19 protein-coding genes are annotated in these 14,951 nt (G+C 42.8%); 13 read left to right on the forward strand and 6 right to left on the reverse strand.

Features of this window, described 5'->3' with window-relative positions; genetic code table 11:
• Positions 1-92 precede the first annotated feature (92 nt).
• Both WCV65_RS09035 and WCV65_RS09040 read left to right on the forward strand, forming a co-directional pair.
• Positions 93-1,064, forward strand: a complete 972-nt coding sequence (locus tag WCV65_RS09035) for a nitronate monooxygenase (RefSeq protein WP_338781722.1) — start codon at positions 93-95, stop codon at positions 1,062-1,064.
• Between the two features lie 9 nt (positions 1,065-1,073).
• A complete protein-coding gene (locus WCV65_RS09040) occupies positions 1,074-1,346 on the forward strand; it encodes a UPF0223 family protein (protein WP_035413078.1) in 273 nt (90 codons plus the stop codon).
• A 30-nt stretch (positions 1,347-1,376) separates the two neighbouring features.
• Here the strand turns inward: WCV65_RS09040 and WCV65_RS09045 are convergent, their stop codons facing one another.
• A complete protein-coding gene (locus WCV65_RS09045; protein WP_338781725.1) occupies positions 1,377-2,012 on the reverse strand; it encodes a DUF1054 domain-containing protein in 636 nt (211 codons plus the stop codon).
• A 257-nt stretch (positions 2,013-2,269) separates the two neighbouring features.
• Here WCV65_RS09045 and WCV65_RS09050 point away from each other — a divergent pair, with 257 nt between their 5' ends.
• The 3 genes from WCV65_RS09050 (at position 2,270) to WCV65_RS09060 (ending at position 3,889) form a co-directional block, all read left to right on the forward strand.
• Positions 2,270-2,458, forward strand: coding sequence for a hypothetical protein (locus WCV65_RS09050; protein WP_035413064.1), 189 nt, complete (start codon positions 2,270-2,272; stop codon positions 2,456-2,458).
• Positions 2,459-2,640: 182 nt separating this feature from the next.
• On the forward strand, positions 2,641-3,435 hold the full coding sequence (locus WCV65_RS09055; RefSeq protein ID WP_338781727.1) for an inositol monophosphatase family protein: 795 nt from the start codon (positions 2,641-2,643) through the stop codon (positions 3,433-3,435).
• A 43-nt stretch (positions 3,436-3,478) separates the two neighbouring features.
• Positions 3,479-3,889 carry a GNAT family N-acetyltransferase gene (locus WCV65_RS09060; protein ID WP_338781729.1) on the forward strand — a complete coding sequence of 137 codons (411 nt, stop codon included), beginning with the start codon at positions 3,479-3,481 and terminating at the stop codon, positions 3,887-3,889.
• 42 nt (positions 3,890-3,931) lie between these two features.
• On the opposite strand, the gene WCV65_RS09065 is transcribed toward WCV65_RS09060, so the two are convergent.
• A complete protein-coding gene (locus tag WCV65_RS09065) occupies positions 3,932-4,117 on the reverse strand; it encodes a YlaF family protein (protein ID WP_035413055.1) in 186 nt (61 codons plus the stop codon).
• 121 nt (positions 4,118-4,238) lie between these two features.
• On the opposite strand from WCV65_RS09065, the gene typA reads away from it, so the two are divergent.
• The 4 genes from typA (at position 4,239) to WCV65_RS09085 (ending at position 8,920) form a co-directional block, all read left to right on the forward strand.
• Positions 4,239-6,080, forward strand: coding sequence for a translational GTPase TypA (gene typA / locus WCV65_RS09070; protein ID WP_035413052.1), 1,842 nt, complete (start codon positions 4,239-4,241; stop codon positions 6,078-6,080).
• A gap of 122 nt (positions 6,081-6,202) precedes the next feature.
• Positions 6,203-6,496 (forward strand): YlaH-like family protein, encoded by a 294-nt coding sequence (locus tag WCV65_RS09075; protein ID WP_338782218.1) that lies wholly within the window; start codon positions 6,203-6,205, stop codon positions 6,494-6,496.
• Entirely contained in the window at positions 6,493-6,777 is a 285-nt protein-coding gene (locus tag WCV65_RS09080) for a hypothetical protein (RefSeq protein ID WP_035413049.1), read from the forward strand. The genes WCV65_RS09075 and WCV65_RS09080 overlap by 4 nt, the downstream gene beginning before the upstream one ends.
• Positions 6,778-7,930: 1,153 nt before the next feature.
• On the forward strand, positions 7,931-8,920 hold the full coding sequence (locus WCV65_RS09085; protein WP_051860856.1) for a nuclease-related domain-containing protein: 990 nt from the start codon (positions 7,931-7,933) through the stop codon (positions 8,918-8,920).
• Here the strand turns inward: WCV65_RS09085 and WCV65_RS09090 are convergent.
• Together WCV65_RS09090 and WCV65_RS09095 are read right to left on the reverse strand one after the other, a co-directional pair.
• The gene (locus tag WCV65_RS09090; RefSeq protein ID WP_338781735.1) at positions 8,917-9,342 is read right to left on the reverse strand and encodes a hypothetical protein; all 426 of its coding nucleotides are present in this window, start codon (positions 9,340-9,342) and stop codon (positions 8,917-8,919) included. The two genes, WCV65_RS09085 and WCV65_RS09090, sit on opposite strands and share 4 nt — an antisense overlap.
• Positions 9,339-9,542, reverse strand: coding sequence for a YlaI family protein (locus WCV65_RS09095; protein WP_082883920.1), 204 nt, complete (start codon positions 9,540-9,542; stop codon positions 9,339-9,341). Before WCV65_RS09095 ends, WCV65_RS09090 begins: the two co-directional genes overlap by 4 nt.
• Before the next feature lie 137 nt (positions 9,543-9,679).
• Here WCV65_RS09095 and WCV65_RS09100 point away from each other — a divergent pair, with 137 nt between their 5' ends.
• Entirely contained in the window at positions 9,680-10,135 is a 456-nt protein-coding gene (locus tag WCV65_RS09100; protein WP_035413046.1) for a pyridoxamine 5'-phosphate oxidase family protein, read from the forward strand.
• Positions 10,136-10,165: 30 nt separating this feature from the next.
• Here the strand turns inward: WCV65_RS09100 and WCV65_RS09105 are convergent, their stop codons facing one another.
• On the reverse strand, positions 10,166-10,777 hold the full coding sequence (locus tag WCV65_RS09105) for a YhcN/YlaJ family sporulation lipoprotein (protein WP_035413045.1): 612 nt from the start codon (positions 10,775-10,777) through the stop codon (positions 10,166-10,168).
• Positions 10,778-10,927: 150 nt separating this feature from the next.
• On the opposite strand from WCV65_RS09105, the gene WCV65_RS09110 reads away from it, so the two are divergent.
• Positions 10,928-12,259: a PhoH family protein gene (locus WCV65_RS09110; protein ID WP_338782220.1), complete on the forward strand. Its 1,332-nt coding sequence runs from the start codon at positions 10,928-10,930 to the stop codon at positions 12,257-12,259.
• A gap of 231 nt (positions 12,260-12,490) precedes the next feature.
• Here the strand turns inward: WCV65_RS09110 and WCV65_RS09115 are convergent, their stop codons facing one another.
• Positions 12,491-12,985: a peptidyl-prolyl cis-trans isomerase gene (locus WCV65_RS09115; protein ID WP_338781741.1), complete on the reverse strand. Its 495-nt coding sequence runs from the start codon at positions 12,983-12,985 to the stop codon at positions 12,491-12,493.
• A gap of 188 nt (positions 12,986-13,173) precedes the next feature.
• Here WCV65_RS09115 and WCV65_RS09120 point away from each other — a divergent pair, with 188 nt between their 5' ends.
• Together WCV65_RS09120 and ftsW are read left to right on the forward strand one after the other, a co-directional pair.
• Positions 13,174-13,455, forward strand: a complete 282-nt coding sequence (locus WCV65_RS09120) for a YlaN family protein (RefSeq protein ID WP_035413036.1) — start codon at positions 13,174-13,176, stop codon at positions 13,453-13,455.
• Positions 13,456-13,692: 237 nt separating this feature from the next.
• The gene (gene ftsW, locus WCV65_RS09125) at positions 13,693-14,910 is read left to right on the forward strand and encodes a putative lipid II flippase FtsW (protein WP_338781743.1); all 1,218 of its coding nucleotides are present in this window, start codon (positions 13,693-13,695) and stop codon (positions 14,908-14,910) included.
• Positions 14,911-14,951: the final 41 nt, after the last annotated feature.

A 14,951-nucleotide genomic window follows, 5' to 3' on the forward strand; every position in this document is an offset into this window, starting at 1 on the left:
ATTAGGGAGAATTTTTATAAAGTAAATTTTGACTGGCTTTGTCAAAGGAAATCGAATCTTCTCTATCGAAAAAAATAAAAGGGGGGATGAAAATGATTTGGAAAACGAAAGTAACGGAATTGCTCGGCATCAAATATCCGATCATTCAAGGGGGGCTAGCGTATCTCGCATATTCTGATTTGGCAGCCGCTGTCTCCAATGCCGGGGGCCTCGGCCAGATTACAGCCATGTCTCTAGGATCTCCAGAAGAACTTAAGGAAGAAATTCGTAAAACGAGATTGAAAACAGACAAGCCGTTTGGTGTGAACTTTGCCATAGGTCAGCATGGCAGGCCGTTTTCCAGCATGCTTGAAGCAGCGATCCAAGAGGGAGTAAAGGTCATTTCCATGACGGGAGGAAATCCGGCTCCTATTTTTGAACAGCTAAAAGGAACATCAATAAAAAAACTTGTATTGGTTGCAGCGCGAAGGCAGGCGGAAAAAGCGGAAGAAATGGGGGCAGATGCAGTTATAGCCGTTGGACAGGAAGGGGGAGGTCATTTAGGGAGAAATGATACCGGAACCTTTGTCCTGATTCCGCAAATTGTAAGGGCGGTCTCAATTCCAGTTATTGCATCTGGGGGAATCGCCGACGGAAGAGGGCTAATGGCCTCCCTTGCTTTTGGAGCAGAGGGAATTGAAATGGGGACAAGATTTATTGCTGTAAAAGAATGTGTCCATGCCCATCATCACTACAAGCAGGATTTAATTTCTTCCAGTGAAACAGACACAGTGCTTATAAAAAAGAGCATTGGAGCTCCTGCCAGAGCCTTGGCGAACGAATGGACAGAACAAATTATCCAGCTTGAAGAACTAAAATCAGGCTATGAAGGATTAAAAGAGTATATTGATGGCAGGGCAAATAAAAAATACATATATGAGGGAAATCGATCAGAAGGTTTCGGCTGGAGCGGACAGTCCGCAGGTCTAATATACGACATTCCCACTGTACAGGAATTATTTGATAGAATGTTGAAAGAGGGAGAAATCATCCGCAATCAATGGGGGAATGGCAAAAGAGATTGAGGTGAGAACATGGATTATCAATATCCGCTTTCTGCAGATTGGTCCACAGAAGAAATAATTGATGCCGTTCAATTTTTCGAAAATGTTGAAAAAGCCTATGAACAGGGAATCAGCAGGGAAGATTTTATGAACAGCTATCGCAGATTCAAGGAGATCGTACCAGGTAAAGCAGAGGAGAAGAACCTTTGTGATGAATTTGAAGAGGTAAGCGGTTATTCTTCGTACCGTACTGTAAAGAAAGCAAAAGACAGTGAAGATGGAAATCGAATAAAAATGCCTTAAACAAAATCCCGGGGGTCACCCGGGATTTTGTTAGTTAGACGATTTTTGAGCCAGCTGATAGAGCGGCAGCAGTGTTTTTAATGATTGCTCTGCTTTATCCAGAAATTCTTCCGGATTCATGGATTCTGCTTCCTCCTTGCTGAAATGAACACCACAGAGCATTTCAGCCTTTTTAACCGTCTGAAGCCTTTTAGCCATCTCTTTCAGCCCTTTTTTCCCAAGCTCTTTTTGTGAAACTGCTCCAGGCTTCGTATGATCTGAGGACCATACAAAGTTTTCCGGAATGTCATGTAAAATCTGATTAAGATTTTTTTCAGCCGCTTTTCCGAAGCTTACTTTGGCGGGAGCTTCATAAATCATGGCAAACCAGATAAAAACATGGGTTTCCCATAAACCAATCTGAAAATGGGGAAGCATTTTGTAACCTCTTTTGCTGCTGGCGAAAGCAACCCACGTATCATCAGGCGGGTTTACGGAACGCCTTGCATGCTTTGCTACATGCGAAAACATTTCATCTCCTGTCCAGCTGGACAATTCTGTACTGAAATGCTCGCCAAGGCTTTCAAGCTTCGGGCGTACTTGCTCGATTAATTTCTCCATTCGCTGATCCAGTCCATCTATCGTGAATACTTCAAAATCTTTTTGAGTGAAACCCGTGAATTTCATTGCTGTGAGAAACCTCCTGAATATAAGTAAAAATATTGTAGCATAACCGGCAGCGCGCTCCAATAAAGTTGCACGTTTCATCGTAACGGCAAAGTGGTAAAGTATTGTAAACAAGCTTTATATATAGGTAGATACACAATTTTTTTCACCATGTTCCCTGTCATTATTAATGAACATAAGATATACAAAATCTCATCGGTCCCAAGTTTTCGAAAGCTATTCATAAAATAAGTAAGATATGAAAGGGGAGTTTTTCGATGAAACAGGTCATTAAAGCCGCACAGCCCAGAGAATTGAAAAATCGTATCAGTGTAATCCAGCTTGAATTGGATTATGAACTGGCTACATTGTTTGATGCGATGCAGGATAACAACGAAGATCAAAAATCAGAAAGCAAACAAAGACTTGAAAAACTCAGAAGAGAATGGCTTAAGCTGCAGGCATAGCCTGAGGATGTTAAACGAACCTTAAGAAGGTTCGTTTTTATCTGCGCCCGGCTCTTTGCATGCTCCCCTTTCGGCTTGAATTCGTGTTTTTCTTGCAGTATCCTTTATTACATACCTATACATATTTTGGACAGGCCCAAAATGCCTGTAACCGTTAAGTCCCAATAGAAAAGAGGCTAATCATGACTAATTGGAAAGATATTGATCATCATGCAAAAAGCTGGATTAGAGAAGCGGGAGAAAGAATCCGCGGTTCCTTTGCAACGTCTCTTTCAATTCAAACTAAATCCAATCCGAACGACCTCGTTACCAACATGGACAAAGAAACAGAGCAATTTTTCATCAGCAGGATCAAAGAAACCTACCCCGATCACCGTATCCTGGGGGAAGAGGGATATGGACATGAAATCGAGGACTCCAAAGGGATCATCTGGATTATTGATCCAATAGACGGAACAATGAATTTCGTGCATCAGCAGCGGAATTTCGCCATCTCGATCGGTATTTACGAAGAGGGAACCGGAATGATTGGTCTCATTTATGATGTAGTCCATGATGAACTGTACCATGCTTTTAAAGGGGAAGGAGCTTTTATGGATGACACTCCTTTGCCAAAGCTTGAACACCGAGAAGTGAAGGAAGCGATTATCGGTCTGAATGCGACCTGGGTTACGGAAAACAAAAGAATTGATCCATCCGTTTTGGCTCCCCTGGTTAGGAATGCAAGAGGTACCCGTTCATACGGATCTGCAGCACTGGAATTCGCCTATGTTGTTTCAGGAAGACTGGATTGCTACATCACAATGAGGCTTGCCCCATGGGATTTCGCAGGCGGTCTTGTTTTACTTCATGAAGTGGGAGGCATAGCAACTACAGTCAGCGGGGAGCCGATCAGCATATTAGAACGGAACAGTATATTTGCCTCAAGACCGGGGCTGCATAAAGAAATACTGAATTCCTATTTGAACAAAGCATAATATGCTGACGGCAAGAATGTACCAGGAGGAAGATTTTTCTTTTTTGCTTCAATGCGTAAAGGAGAGTCCTGAATGGATTAGCGAAGAAACGGAACCGGGTCTTCTTGAAGAGTACTTGAAAAAATACGAGATGTATCAGGGTGAATGGCGAATCTGGGAATTAAATGGAGAGCCTGCAGCCATAACCTTTTCAATTGAATGGTCACCATCTAATGAAAAGCCGTGGCTTGGCACCATTTTGGTACATCCATCCAAAAGAAGTCAGGGAATAGGTGAACGAGTCATTCGCATGATTGCAGCTGAATTGAAGGAAAAGGGTCATAAAGTGCTCTTTGCCGGAGTCCCCGCTGAACGTTTGGCTTGGATTCAATTTTTAAGCAAAGCAGGGTTTGAACAATTTAAAATGGAGAAAAACGAAGGTGAAGACTACACCATTCTGATTTTCCCGTTATAGAAAAAAGGCCGCGGAACCTATATGTTCCGCGGCCTTCCTATTTTAAATCAGACCTTTTTCACGCATCTTCTTTTTCCTGGCAAAACCGAAGCCCATTACAGCACATAATCCAATAATAGATGCAATCACACCGAGTATACTTCTGAATCCGACAGAAACTCCGATCAGCATCATCATAACGGCAGCGAGCACTGCCAGTACTAAAAAAATCCATTTTCCCGACTTCATTTCCTGCATCCCCTAACGTATAAAAAAAGATTTCAAACTAAGTTTACTTAAAAACTTTCTATTTTACCAGCAGTGTGTGTTATAATATCGAGGGTATTTTGAATTTATAGGAGATGAAATTGTGAAACTTCGAAACGATCTTCGCAATATTGCGATTATTGCCCACGTTGACCATGGAAAAACGACGCTGGTAGACAAACTGCTTCATCAAGCTGGAACATTCCGTGCAAACGAGCAGGTTGCTGAACGTGCCATGGACTCCAATGATTTGGAACGTGAACGCGGAATAACAATCTTGGCCAAAAATACGGCTATTCAATATAAAGACACTCGCATCAACATCCTGGACACTCCAGGACATGCTGATTTCGGCGGTGAAGTAGAGCGGATCATGAAAATGGTTGACGGCGTTCTGCTTGTTGTCGACGCATATGAAGGATGTATGCCTCAAACACGCTTTGTTTTGAAAAAAGCTTTGGAGCAAAAACTGACTCCAATCGTAGTAGTAAACAAAATCGATAAAGACTCTGCCCGCCCGCAGGAAGTTGTAGACGAAGTTATCGACTTGTTCATTGAATTGGATGCTACAGAAGATCAGCTTGAATTCCCGGTTGTATTTGCATCCGCAGTAAACGGAACCGCAAGCATGAACCCGGATCCTGCTGAACAGGAAGAAAACATGGAGTGCATCTTTGAATCCATCATGGAAACCATCCCATCACCGGTTGATAATAGTGAAGATCCTCTTCAATTCCAAGTAGCTCTTCTGGACTATAACGACTATGTTGGACGTATCGGAATTGGACGTGTTTTCAGAGGGACCATGCAAGTTGGCCAGCAAGTTTCCCTAATGAAGCTTGACGGAACAGCGAAAAACTTCCGCGTAACGAAAATCTTTGGTTTCCAAGGATTGAAACGTGTCGAAATCGAAGAAGCACGCGCTGGAGACCTTGTTGCTGTTTCCGGTATGGAAGACATCAACGTAGGTGAAACTGTCTGCCCGGTTGAACACCAGGAAGCACTTCCAGTACTGCGGATTGATGAGCCTACTCTTCAAATGACATTCCTTGTAAACAACAGCCCGTTTGCAGGACGCGAAGGTAAATTCGTTACTTCACGTAAAATTGAAGAGCGCCTCATGCAGCAGCTGCAAACAGATGTCAGCTTGCGCGTAGAAAACACAGATTCTCCAGATGCATGGACCGTTTCAGGACGCGGAGAGCTTCACCTTTCCATCCTGATCGAAAACATGCGCCGTGAAAACTACGAGCTTCAAGTGTCTAAACCTGAAGTTATCGTACGTGAAATTGACGGTGTCCGCTGCGAGCCTGTGGAACGCGTTCAAATCGACGTTCCTGAAGATTACACTGGCGCAGTAATGGAATCCATCGGTGCCCGCAAAGGTGAAATGCAGGACATGATCAACAACGGTAACGGCCAAGTAAGAATGATCTTCATGGTTCCTTCGCGCGGATTGATTGGATACTCCACTGAGTTCCTTTCTCTGACTCGCGGTTACGGAATCATCAACCACACGTTTGACAGCTACCAGCCAATGGCTACTGGCCAGGTTGGCGGACGCCGTCAAGGTGTTCTTGTATCCATGGAGAACGGTAAATCATCAGGCTACGGGATCATGGGAATCGAAGACCGCGGCGTAATCTTTGTTGAGCCAGGAACAGACGTTTACGAAGGAATGATCGTCGGCGAACATAACCGTGACAGCGACCTTGTTGTAAACATCTGCAGAATGAAGCAGCAAACAAACGTCCGTTCAGCAACAAAAGATCAAACAACAACCATGAAAAAACCTCGCATCATGACACTTGAGGAATCCCTTGAGTACCTGAATGATGATGAATACTGTGAAGTTACACCTGAATCCATTCGTTTGAGAAAGAAAATTCTAGACAAAAACGAACGTGAAAGAGCAGCCAAGAAAAAGAAACTCTCTGGTCTGTAAACCGAATAAATGCTTGTCCGAAATTGGTTTCTTTGCTACTCTGAAAGAAACCAATTTTTTATATTTGAAAATCCTGTAAAAAGGGGGCAACAGCAATGGAATCAAGCGAAGTATACAACAGCATGTGGCCCGTGGCTAAATTCATCTACACAACAATGGATCCCGTTGGTGGAGGACAAGCCATGTTTACTGTCATATTGCTGCTATCCATACTCGTCTTCAAACTAGGCTTCTCCAAAAAACTGCCGCCGCTAAAAGCAGCACTTATTTACTTCTTTCTCTTTTTAGGATGCAGCTTTCTAACCTTCTTCGCTATATTTCTTCCCATTGCAGAAGGTCTGGTTATCGCAGCGCTCATCCTCATCATCTATAAAATCCGCCTCAATCGGCACAAAAAGATGGAGCAATCTACATGAGATCCCTCCAGGATGCCCTCTACAACTGGCTCACTATAAAAGTAGTAGCCCTCGACCGTCCTGACGACCAATCAGCGCTCGAAACCGCAGCACTCTTTGAAAACGTCCTGCAGGAAGATCACGGAATCGAACAGCTTACATTCCATACCGAAGATGAAATGTACTGGATATCCTGTCTTCAGCATGGAGAAGAATACCGCACCCGTTTCCCGCAAGAACTGATCGACGTCATGAAGGATCAAATGCGCAGAGAACCGGAACGGTTTCGGAATTATCGGTGATTTGTGACCCCTTACTCTTGGAGTGGGGGGTTTTTGTTATTTGAACTATATTCGATGGACAGAATATGGCCGGTATTGGCCGGATAACAGCTTCGATCGGACAGAAAAATGGAACGGCTAAACAGAGCGCGAGACCGGCTAAAAAGCAGGGGGCATTGGACAGAAAATGGAGGGGAACGGCAAAATAACTGATGCGAATGGACAGAAAAAATCGCAAGGCTAAATAAAGTGCGAGAACGGCTAAAAAGCAGGGGGCACTGGACAGAAAATGGAGGGGAACGGCTAAATTACCGATGCGAATGGACAGAAAAAATGGAACGGCTAAATAGAGTGAGAGACCGGCTAAAAAGCAGTGGGCACTGGACAGAAAATGGAGGGGAATGGCCAAATAACCGATGCGAAGGACAGAAAAAATCGCACGGCTAAATAAAGTGCGAGACCGGCTAAAAAGCAGGGGGCACTGGACAGAATATGGAGGGGAATGGCCAAATAACCGATGCGAATGGACAGAAAAAATCGCACGGCTAAATAGAGTAAGAGGTCGGCTAAAAAGCAGGGGGCACTGGACAGAAAATGACGGGGAACAGCTAAATTACCGATGCGAATGGACAGAAAAAATGGAACGGCTAAATAGATTAAGAGATCGGCTAAAAAGCAGGGGGCACTGGACAGAATATGGAGGGGAACGGCCAAATAACCGATGCGAATGGACAGAAAAAATGGAACGGCTAAATAGAGTGGGCGAACGGCTAGATTGCAGGGGGCACTGGACAGAATATGGAGGGGAATGGCTAAATAACCGATGCGAATGGACAGAATATGGAGGGGAATGGCTAAATAACCGATGCGAATGGACAGAAAATGGAGGGGAATGGCTAAATAACCGATGCGAATGGATAGAAAAATGGAACGGCTAAATAGAGTAAGAGATTGGCTAAAAAGCAGGTGGCACTCGACATATTATGGAGGGTAGTAAAAATATCAATTTACATAAAAATTCTTCATTCAAATTAAATAATGAGTTATTTTTACCCCGCCTCGCTGCAAAATCGCATTTTTCATTCAGAAAGCTGCTTAGTGGTGTTTCGTCTAAACATATTGTTTAAGATATACTTTTTAATAAAGAGTGATAATAGTGAACAGGAGGGAAGATGTGGTAGTAAAAGAAAGAGGAACCCCAATTCGAATACTAAAATTACAGTCGTTATTGAGGAGGCTGAATAAAAATCATTCAAAACGGAAGCAGATTCAGGAAGATTTTGCAAAATGCTTAGCAGGATATAAAGGTGAGGAGTCCATTGATTATTTTCTGCAGCAATTACCCTCTGAAAAATATAGTATTCTGCATAATATCAATATTCCTTTTTATACATCCTCCTTACAGATGGACACCCTAATTATCTCGGATCATTGCATCTTTATACTCGAGGTGAAAAACTTCTCGGGAACACTAATTTTTGACCAATCTTTTAAACAGTTGCTTAGAATTTCACAGGGTATGGAGGAATGCTTTCCAGACCCTATTTTGCAGGTGGAAAGGCAGAAAAATGCTCTTATTCAATTTTTAAAAAATCAGAGAATATCACAACCTGTGATATTTCCTATTGTCATCATCAGTAACCCAACAACTGCTATAAAAACAAGTAAAGAGCATCACATAGTAGAAGACCGAGTTATTCACGCTGGAGGGATTTTATCGAAGGTTAAGGAGCTCGAAACTGCTTTATCAGGAAGGATGAATACAAGTAAGCAGACAATAATTGATATGCTATTAAAAAGTCATGCAGAGAAAGATTTTGAAGTGCTGGAATATTACAAGATAAACAAAAGCGAAATTTTGTCCGGAGTTGAATGTTCAAGGTGCAGAATGTTGACTATGAAGCGTATGCGGAAAGCGTGGGTTTGCTCTATATGTCTCGATCGATCAGTGGATGCACATAGAATTGCACTTATGGATTTTTACCTTCTGAAAGATTATTGTATTACCAATCGGCAATTCAGAGAATTCACTGGATTGGCATCTGTTTCTACTGCAAGTAAGCTGCTTAGCAAATCAGCGCTAAAAAAGAATGGAGATACAAAAGGGAGAAGCTATATGTTAGATTCGAACTATTTTAAAAACGAAATGCAAATCAAAATTTAGCTGGTATTCTTCATTGCGCGCTTAACTCCTGCCATTACACCCGCAAACACCAAATGCCCACCCCCCCACCACCCAAAAGCCTCCAAATCAAAAACAGAAGGAACTTCCTTGCGTGCCAGCATAGAAAGAGGGAAATATAAAAATAGAGCCGGTAATGTTATGAGCAGCGCAACCCCGTATGTTTTCAAGAAGCCAATCACCCGCAGCTTCTCTATTGCAAATCCAAATCCCATCCCTATAAAAATAGCTACAATCAGGTGTATTACAAATTCCACCCACTCTGGCAATGGGTTAGAGTAGACAAAATCAACATTAAGCAACAGAGTATAAACTTTCAATCCTGTGACGATCTGAATCCATTTCAAAAAAAAGCCGAGAGCCAGGCCGCCGGCAAGACCGGAGAGTCCGCCGCGAAGGATCATGACAGGAAATCTCCGGTTTGTTTGTCGCGATAAAGCCTGAAGTTTCCTGTGCTTAGTCTTTCTTTTGTTTTAGTTTCGATACGTTCGTAGCATTCGGGGCAGGTGTAAGTGTGGATGGGTCTGTTCCGCAGCCTTTTAGCCAGCAGCGTTTCGTCATTTATTGTGTGTACTTGGTCGCATATTACGCATTTTACTCTCATGGATAACACCTCTAAACTGTTTGTATAGACCGATTATACCACAGGCTGAAAAAGTTTCTTTGTAAGGACTGTTTTTATTGGAACATTTATGAAAAATCGTTATGATAGAGGTATACTGCGGCATTGGAGGGATGGATATGGCAAATAAGATAGAGCTTCAGCTGATTGACCCGCTGTTTGATGCTTTGCAAAAAGAAAGATTTGTGACCATATCAACAATTGATCATGAGACTGGGGCTCCGAATGTAAATGCAATCTCATGGGTGCTTGCTCCAGATCGCCAAAGGCTTTATTTCGCATTGGATACGCGTTCGCGCATTTTGGAGAACATACATAAGCATCCTGCTGCGGTTATTAATCTTCTGGCAAATGAGTCGGCATACTCAATTATTGGGAATGCCCATGTGAAAATTGAAAAGCTTGAGGGGGTTCCGCTTAAGCTGTCGCTGGTTGAGCTTGAGATTTCGGAGGTTCGGGATGTGATGTTTTACGGTTCAAGAATTTCAAATGAGCCTCAGTATGCCAAGACGTATGATGAAAAAGCAGCGGCCCGCCTTGATCAGCAGGTGATGGATGCCATGAAAAAAGCTTAGTCAGAATTTTCTGGCTAAGCTTTTATCCATTTAGTTCTTTTTCAATTCCTTATTGGATTCATCGTTCTGGTGTTTATCCAGCTCATCCTGCTGATCTTTAGGCAGTTGATCATTGTCCTGTTCAGTTGGTTCTTTTTCTTGGTTATCCATCGTATCATTAGGTACATCCGGCATTATCCGGCCGACGATTGCAGCTAGTTCGTCCAAGAGCCCGCCAATAGGGCGGCCCTGCTGGATTTCTTTTGCTAAGTGCCGGATTCGCTGGTTTGTGTCTGCATCTGCCACAACGACAGCATTTGCACCATAAGGGTCGTTTTTCAGGCTTTCCGTTACTGAATATTTGACTGATTCCACTTTGCTTCGGTCTAGTTCTGATTCTACATCAATTCCGACAATGGCATATTTGCCAAGGACGACAGCGGTGGCATCATTTACGTCTGGAACGCGGTTGGCGATTTCAACTAAATGCTTGGAAATTTGCTGGCCGGTTTTGCGGTCCACGGGCCTTTCAATGCTGTTTTTGACTGTGATGGGTTTGGTTTTATAATCAGTGGATGTTTCACCTTGTGAATTTTCATTGGCCGAGCATGCAGTAAGCATGAAAAGGCCGGAAATAACGAAAAATAGTATGGATCGCAGCATACGAGCACTCCTTCTTAATGGCTTTTAAGTTTATTGTCTAAATAACCTTCTATCTTTATTCACAAAATCATATATTTTAGCATCGATTATGAACAGGCAGTGGTGAGAGAGAAGGCGGCGGTTGCCGCCATATGCGGACTAGGAGGCGGAATATTGAATAAGGTTTATGTATTGGACACAAATGTTTTGCTGCAAGATCCGAATTCAATTTTTTCTTTTGATGACAATGAAGTGGTCATCCCAGCCGTTGTGCTGGAGGAAGTGGACTCCAAAAAACGCTATATGGATGAAGTTGGACGAAATGCCCGTCAGGTTTCAAAGCTCATTGACGGACTGCGTGAGCAGGGAAAACTGCATGAAAAAATACCGCTCCTCAATGGGGGAGCACTAAGAATCGAATTAAATCATCGATCCTTTCACGAACTTCAGGATATATTTGTTGAAAAGACGAATGATAATCGGATATTGGCTGTTGCCAATAACCTCTCAAATGAGGAAAAATTAAAAGAAAATGGCCGGCCTGTCATTATTGTCAGCAAGGATACATTGGTTCGCGTGAAAGCAGATGCACTCGGACTGATTGCTGAAGATTTTTTGAGTGACAGGGTCGTTGAGGTTGATCATATCTATACAGGTTTCCTCGATTTGTACATAGACCGGGGAAATTTGGACAGGTTTTATGAAAAGAATGAACTGACACTCACGGAAGTGACCAATCACCCGTTTTACCCGAATCAGTTTGTCGTCATGAAGGATGCATTAGGCGGATCTGCATCTGCGGTTGGTATGGTGGATAAAACTGGTAAAAAAGTAAAGAGACTATTTACGGATCATGATCATATTTGGGGGATCCGGCCTAGAAATGTTCAGCAGACAATGGCTCTTGAATTGCTTTTAAGAAATGACCTGCCTCTCGTAACCCTCGTTGGAAAGGCGGGTACAGGAAAGACATTGCTTGCTCTTGCAGCCGGACTTCTGCAAACGGAGGATATGGGAACCTTCAAGAAACTCCTTGTTGCGAGGCCAATTGTTCCTGTTGGAAAAGACATCGGGTTTTTGCCGGGTGAAAAAGAAGAAAAGCTCCGCCCTTGGATGCAGCCAATTTACGATAATCTTGAGTTTCTATTTAATACGAAAAAACCTGGAGAGCTGGATGCTATTCTAGCTGGTATGGGTTCGATTGAAGTGGAGGCTCTCACTTATATAAGAGGCCGAAGTATACCGGATCAATACATTATAATTGACGAAGCGCAGAATCTTACGAAGCATGAGGTCAAGACTATTCTTACCCGTGTGGGGGAAAGAAGCAAAATTGTGCTGATGGGTGATCCGGAGCAAATTGATCACCCGTACCTGGATGAGTATAATAACGGTCTCACTTATGTGGTCGAAAAATTTAAAGAGCAGCAAATCGCCGGTCATGTGAAACTTGTCAAAGGTGAACGCTCAGGACTTGCACAGCTTGCTGCAGATCTTCTTTAAGAGAAAGCTCTGTTAAACTTGGCCTGTGATTTCAGTTGGCAGGCGCTCGCTTATCCTTGGGCGGGCGGTGAGCCTCGTCGCCGCAATGCGCCTGCAGAGTCTCACCTGTCCCGCTGCTCTAAAGCCCGGAGTCTCGCGCCTTCCACTCCAATCAACAGGTGTTAAAAATCATCATCAGGCTTTTAACAGAGCCTAAAAGAAAGGAAGGTGCCTGCATCCGGCACCTTCCTTTTACAATATAATTATCTCACGGACTGCTTTAATCGGGCGGTCCCGATTTGAACCGTCTCCGTAATACAAATGCATGGGGCCGTCTTTCTTTAGCGGTTTTCCATCCTCACTGAATGCAGCTATCAGTTCTCTGGCTTTTTCCAGCGGTAAGACAACTATATCCTCTTCAGCAATAATCTGAACGGCTGAAGCGGTTTCGTCCAGCTCGGCGTTAGATAGAAAAGGAGCGAACCTGATCCCGAATGTTCCATTAACCAGTTCCTGCTTCTTAAAAATGTTTTTTAAAGGTTCTGCGGGAGCTTCATTTCCTTCTTTAATTTCCCTGTCCCAATGCTTTGAAATTTGCTTTGTATATTCATCCTGTTCATTTTGGGTTTCTCCTGTTTTTAAGAAGAAACTGGTAAGATCTGCTTTGCGGTCATCGAAAATCCAGACGCTTGGGTCAATGGTGATCGGGAACTTAACCTTCCCTGAAATTTGGATGATATCTGTCATTTAATCACTCCTCTATTTGACATTATAAGCGCTTATTTTATGCTTGTCATGAGATGAATCCGCTCGATGTTGGAAATTGGCGAAGGCAAGCATGTTTTGTCCTTCACTTATACCTTGCTTTTTTCCTTTTTTCCCTTTAATATTAATAGGTAGATTAGAGGTAATCGCTCGGGAACGGAGGGATTCATTTGGCTTCTGAGATTGCGATTGATCATCGTGAAAAGGCACTTGCGCTGCTGAAAGCTGACGCTGATAAAATCATGAAGTTGATCAAGGTTCAGATGGACAATTTAACCATGCCCCAATGCCCTCTTTATGAAGAGGTTTTAGATACACAAATGTTTGGTCTATCCAGAGAAATTGACTTCGCTGTCCGTCTTGGACTGGTGTTTGAGCATGAAGGAAAAGTTTTGCTGGATTCCCTTGAACGTGAGTTATCTGTTCTGCATGAGGCATTTACGAAAAAATAAAACCTAGAACTCAAACTGATTGGATGACAATAGTTTGGGTTTTTTTAGCTTTTAAAGGATTACTTTTGTATCAGGTCCAATCCATGCTTTTCCTCTTGTTTTTGCTCCATTCGTTCGTTGTGCGATGTAGATTACCCTGATACGATAGACAGGGGAGAAACATTCTCTCCGCCGGTAAGTAAATCGAAAATACAAAATTTTTAGAAGAATTAATTGAAAAAGTAGGGAAGAGAGTTTATGATTAAAAAAATCCTAAAATCATATGATTATACTCTGATTTTTTCTGTTTTTCTGCTTTGTATGTTTGGTCTGGTCATGGTATACAGTTCCAGCATGATCTCAGCAGTCACCAGATTTAATTCGGATAGCGCTTATTTTTTTAACAAACAGCTTATTTTTGTCTGCATCGGCGGTCTCGCGTTTCTTGCAGCCGCTGTGATCCCGTATCGGATCTTACTGACTAAAAAACTACTAAAAGGCATAATGTTTGTTTCAGTCGGGCTCCTTTTGATCCTATTTGTCTATGGGCATACAGCCGGTAATGCAAAGAGCTGGATAAAAATTGCGGGTTTCACCATGCAGCCTGCTGAGTTTGTGAAACTAAGTGTCATCATCTATCTTGCAGCGGTTTACGAGAAAAAACAGGCATACATAAACAACTTTAAAAAAGCGGTTATGCCTCCGCTCTTTTTTACAACATTTATATGCGGATTAATTGTGATTCAGCCCGACCTGGGGACGGCTATGATCATTGCTCTGATTATGATGACCATGGTATTTTCATCAGGTATGAACTGGAAAAGCATCATTGGGCTAGTGCTTTTGGCCTTACTTTTTCTAGCCTTGATCAGCCCTATTATTCTCTTGAATTCGGACAAGTTTATCACCGAAGAGCGTGTCTCCAGATTTGAAGGATTTACGGATCCGTTTGGAACGGAGAAGGACGCGGGTTATCACCTTGCCAATTCCCTTTATGCCATCGGTTCCGGCGGAATAACCGGTCTTGGCCTTGGAAACAGTGTACAAAAATACGGTTATCTTCCGGAGTCCCATACGGATTTTATCATGTCTATTGTGGCTGAAGAGCTGGGGATATTTGGAGTTCTCTTTGTGTTGAGTCTGCTCGGGGTGCTCATCTTTAAAGGGTTTTACGTGGCAAGAAAATGCGAGGATGCATTTGGAACGTTATTGGCTATAGGGATTTCAAGTATGATTGCCATTCAGGCTGGCATCAATCTTGGCGGGATGACGGGTTTAATTCCAATTACAGGAGTCACACTGCCTTTCATCAGCTATGGAGGCTCATCGATGCTTGTTCTGATGATTTCAGCCGGATTACTGGTAAATGTATCAATGTTCACAAACTATAGAGAAAAATACAAAACAGGCGCTGAAAAAGCAGTTAGTAAGAAAAAACAGCAAAACATTCAGAAGCCGATGCATAACAGAATGTGATATACTATTTAATTATGTGACATACTAATATTTTTGCCTTA

This window comes from Metabacillus sp. FJAT-52054, from assembly GCF_037201815.1.
In the GTDB taxonomy this organism is placed as follows: Bacteria; Bacillota; Bacilli; order Bacillales; family Bacillaceae; genus Metabacillus_B; species Metabacillus_B sediminis.

What these genes read in the sequence shown, in the direction of transcription:
- WCV65_RS09065 (WP_035413055.1), bottom strand. Translation starts at nt 4,117, where the DNA reads ATGAAGTCGGGAAAATGGATTTTTTTAGTACTGGCAGTGCTCGCTGCC.
- WCV65_RS09105 (WP_035413045.1), bottom strand. Translation starts at nt 10,777, where the DNA reads ATGCTGCGATCCATACTATTTTTCGTTATTTCCGGCCTTTTCATGCTT.
- WCV65_RS09045 (WP_338781725.1), bottom strand. Translation starts at nt 2,012, where the DNA reads ATGAAATTCACGGGTTTCACTCAAAAAGATTTTGAAGTATTCACGATA.
- WCV65_RS09040 (WP_035413078.1), top strand. Translation starts at nt 1,074, where the DNA reads ATGGATTATCAATATCCGCTTTCTGCAGATTGGTCCACAGAAGAAATA.
- WCV65_RS09090 (WP_338781735.1), bottom strand. Translation starts at nt 9,342, where the DNA reads ATGATCCTTCGCGGCGGACTCTCCGGTCTTGCCGGCGGCCTGGCTCTC.
- ftsW (WP_338781743.1), top strand. Translation starts at nt 13,693, where the DNA reads ATGATTAAAAAAATCCTAAAATCATATGATTATACTCTGATTTTTTCT.
- WCV65_RS09075 (WP_338782218.1), top strand. Translation starts at nt 6,203, where the DNA reads ATGTGGCCCGTGGCTAAATTCATCTACACAACAATGGATCCCGTTGGT.
- WCV65_RS09080 (WP_035413049.1), top strand. Translation starts at nt 6,493, where the DNA reads ATGAGATCCCTCCAGGATGCCCTCTACAACTGGCTCACTATAAAAGTA.
- WCV65_RS09050 (WP_035413064.1), top strand. Translation starts at nt 2,270, where the DNA reads ATGAAACAGGTCATTAAAGCCGCACAGCCCAGAGAATTGAAAAATCGT.
- WCV65_RS09115 (WP_338781741.1), bottom strand. Translation starts at nt 12,985, where the DNA reads ATGACAGATATCATCCAAATTTCAGGGAAGGTTAAGTTCCCGATCACC.
- WCV65_RS09095 (WP_082883920.1), bottom strand. Translation starts at nt 9,542, where the DNA reads ATGAGAGTAAAATGCGTAATATGCGACCAAGTACACACAATAAATGAC.
- WCV65_RS09035 (WP_338781722.1), top strand. Translation starts at nt 93, where the DNA reads ATGATTTGGAAAACGAAAGTAACGGAATTGCTCGGCATCAAATATCCG.
- WCV65_RS09100 (WP_035413046.1), top strand. Translation starts at nt 9,680, where the DNA reads ATGGCAAATAAGATAGAGCTTCAGCTGATTGACCCGCTGTTTGATGCT.
- WCV65_RS09055 (WP_338781727.1), top strand. Translation starts at nt 2,641, where the DNA reads ATGACTAATTGGAAAGATATTGATCATCATGCAAAAAGCTGGATTAGA.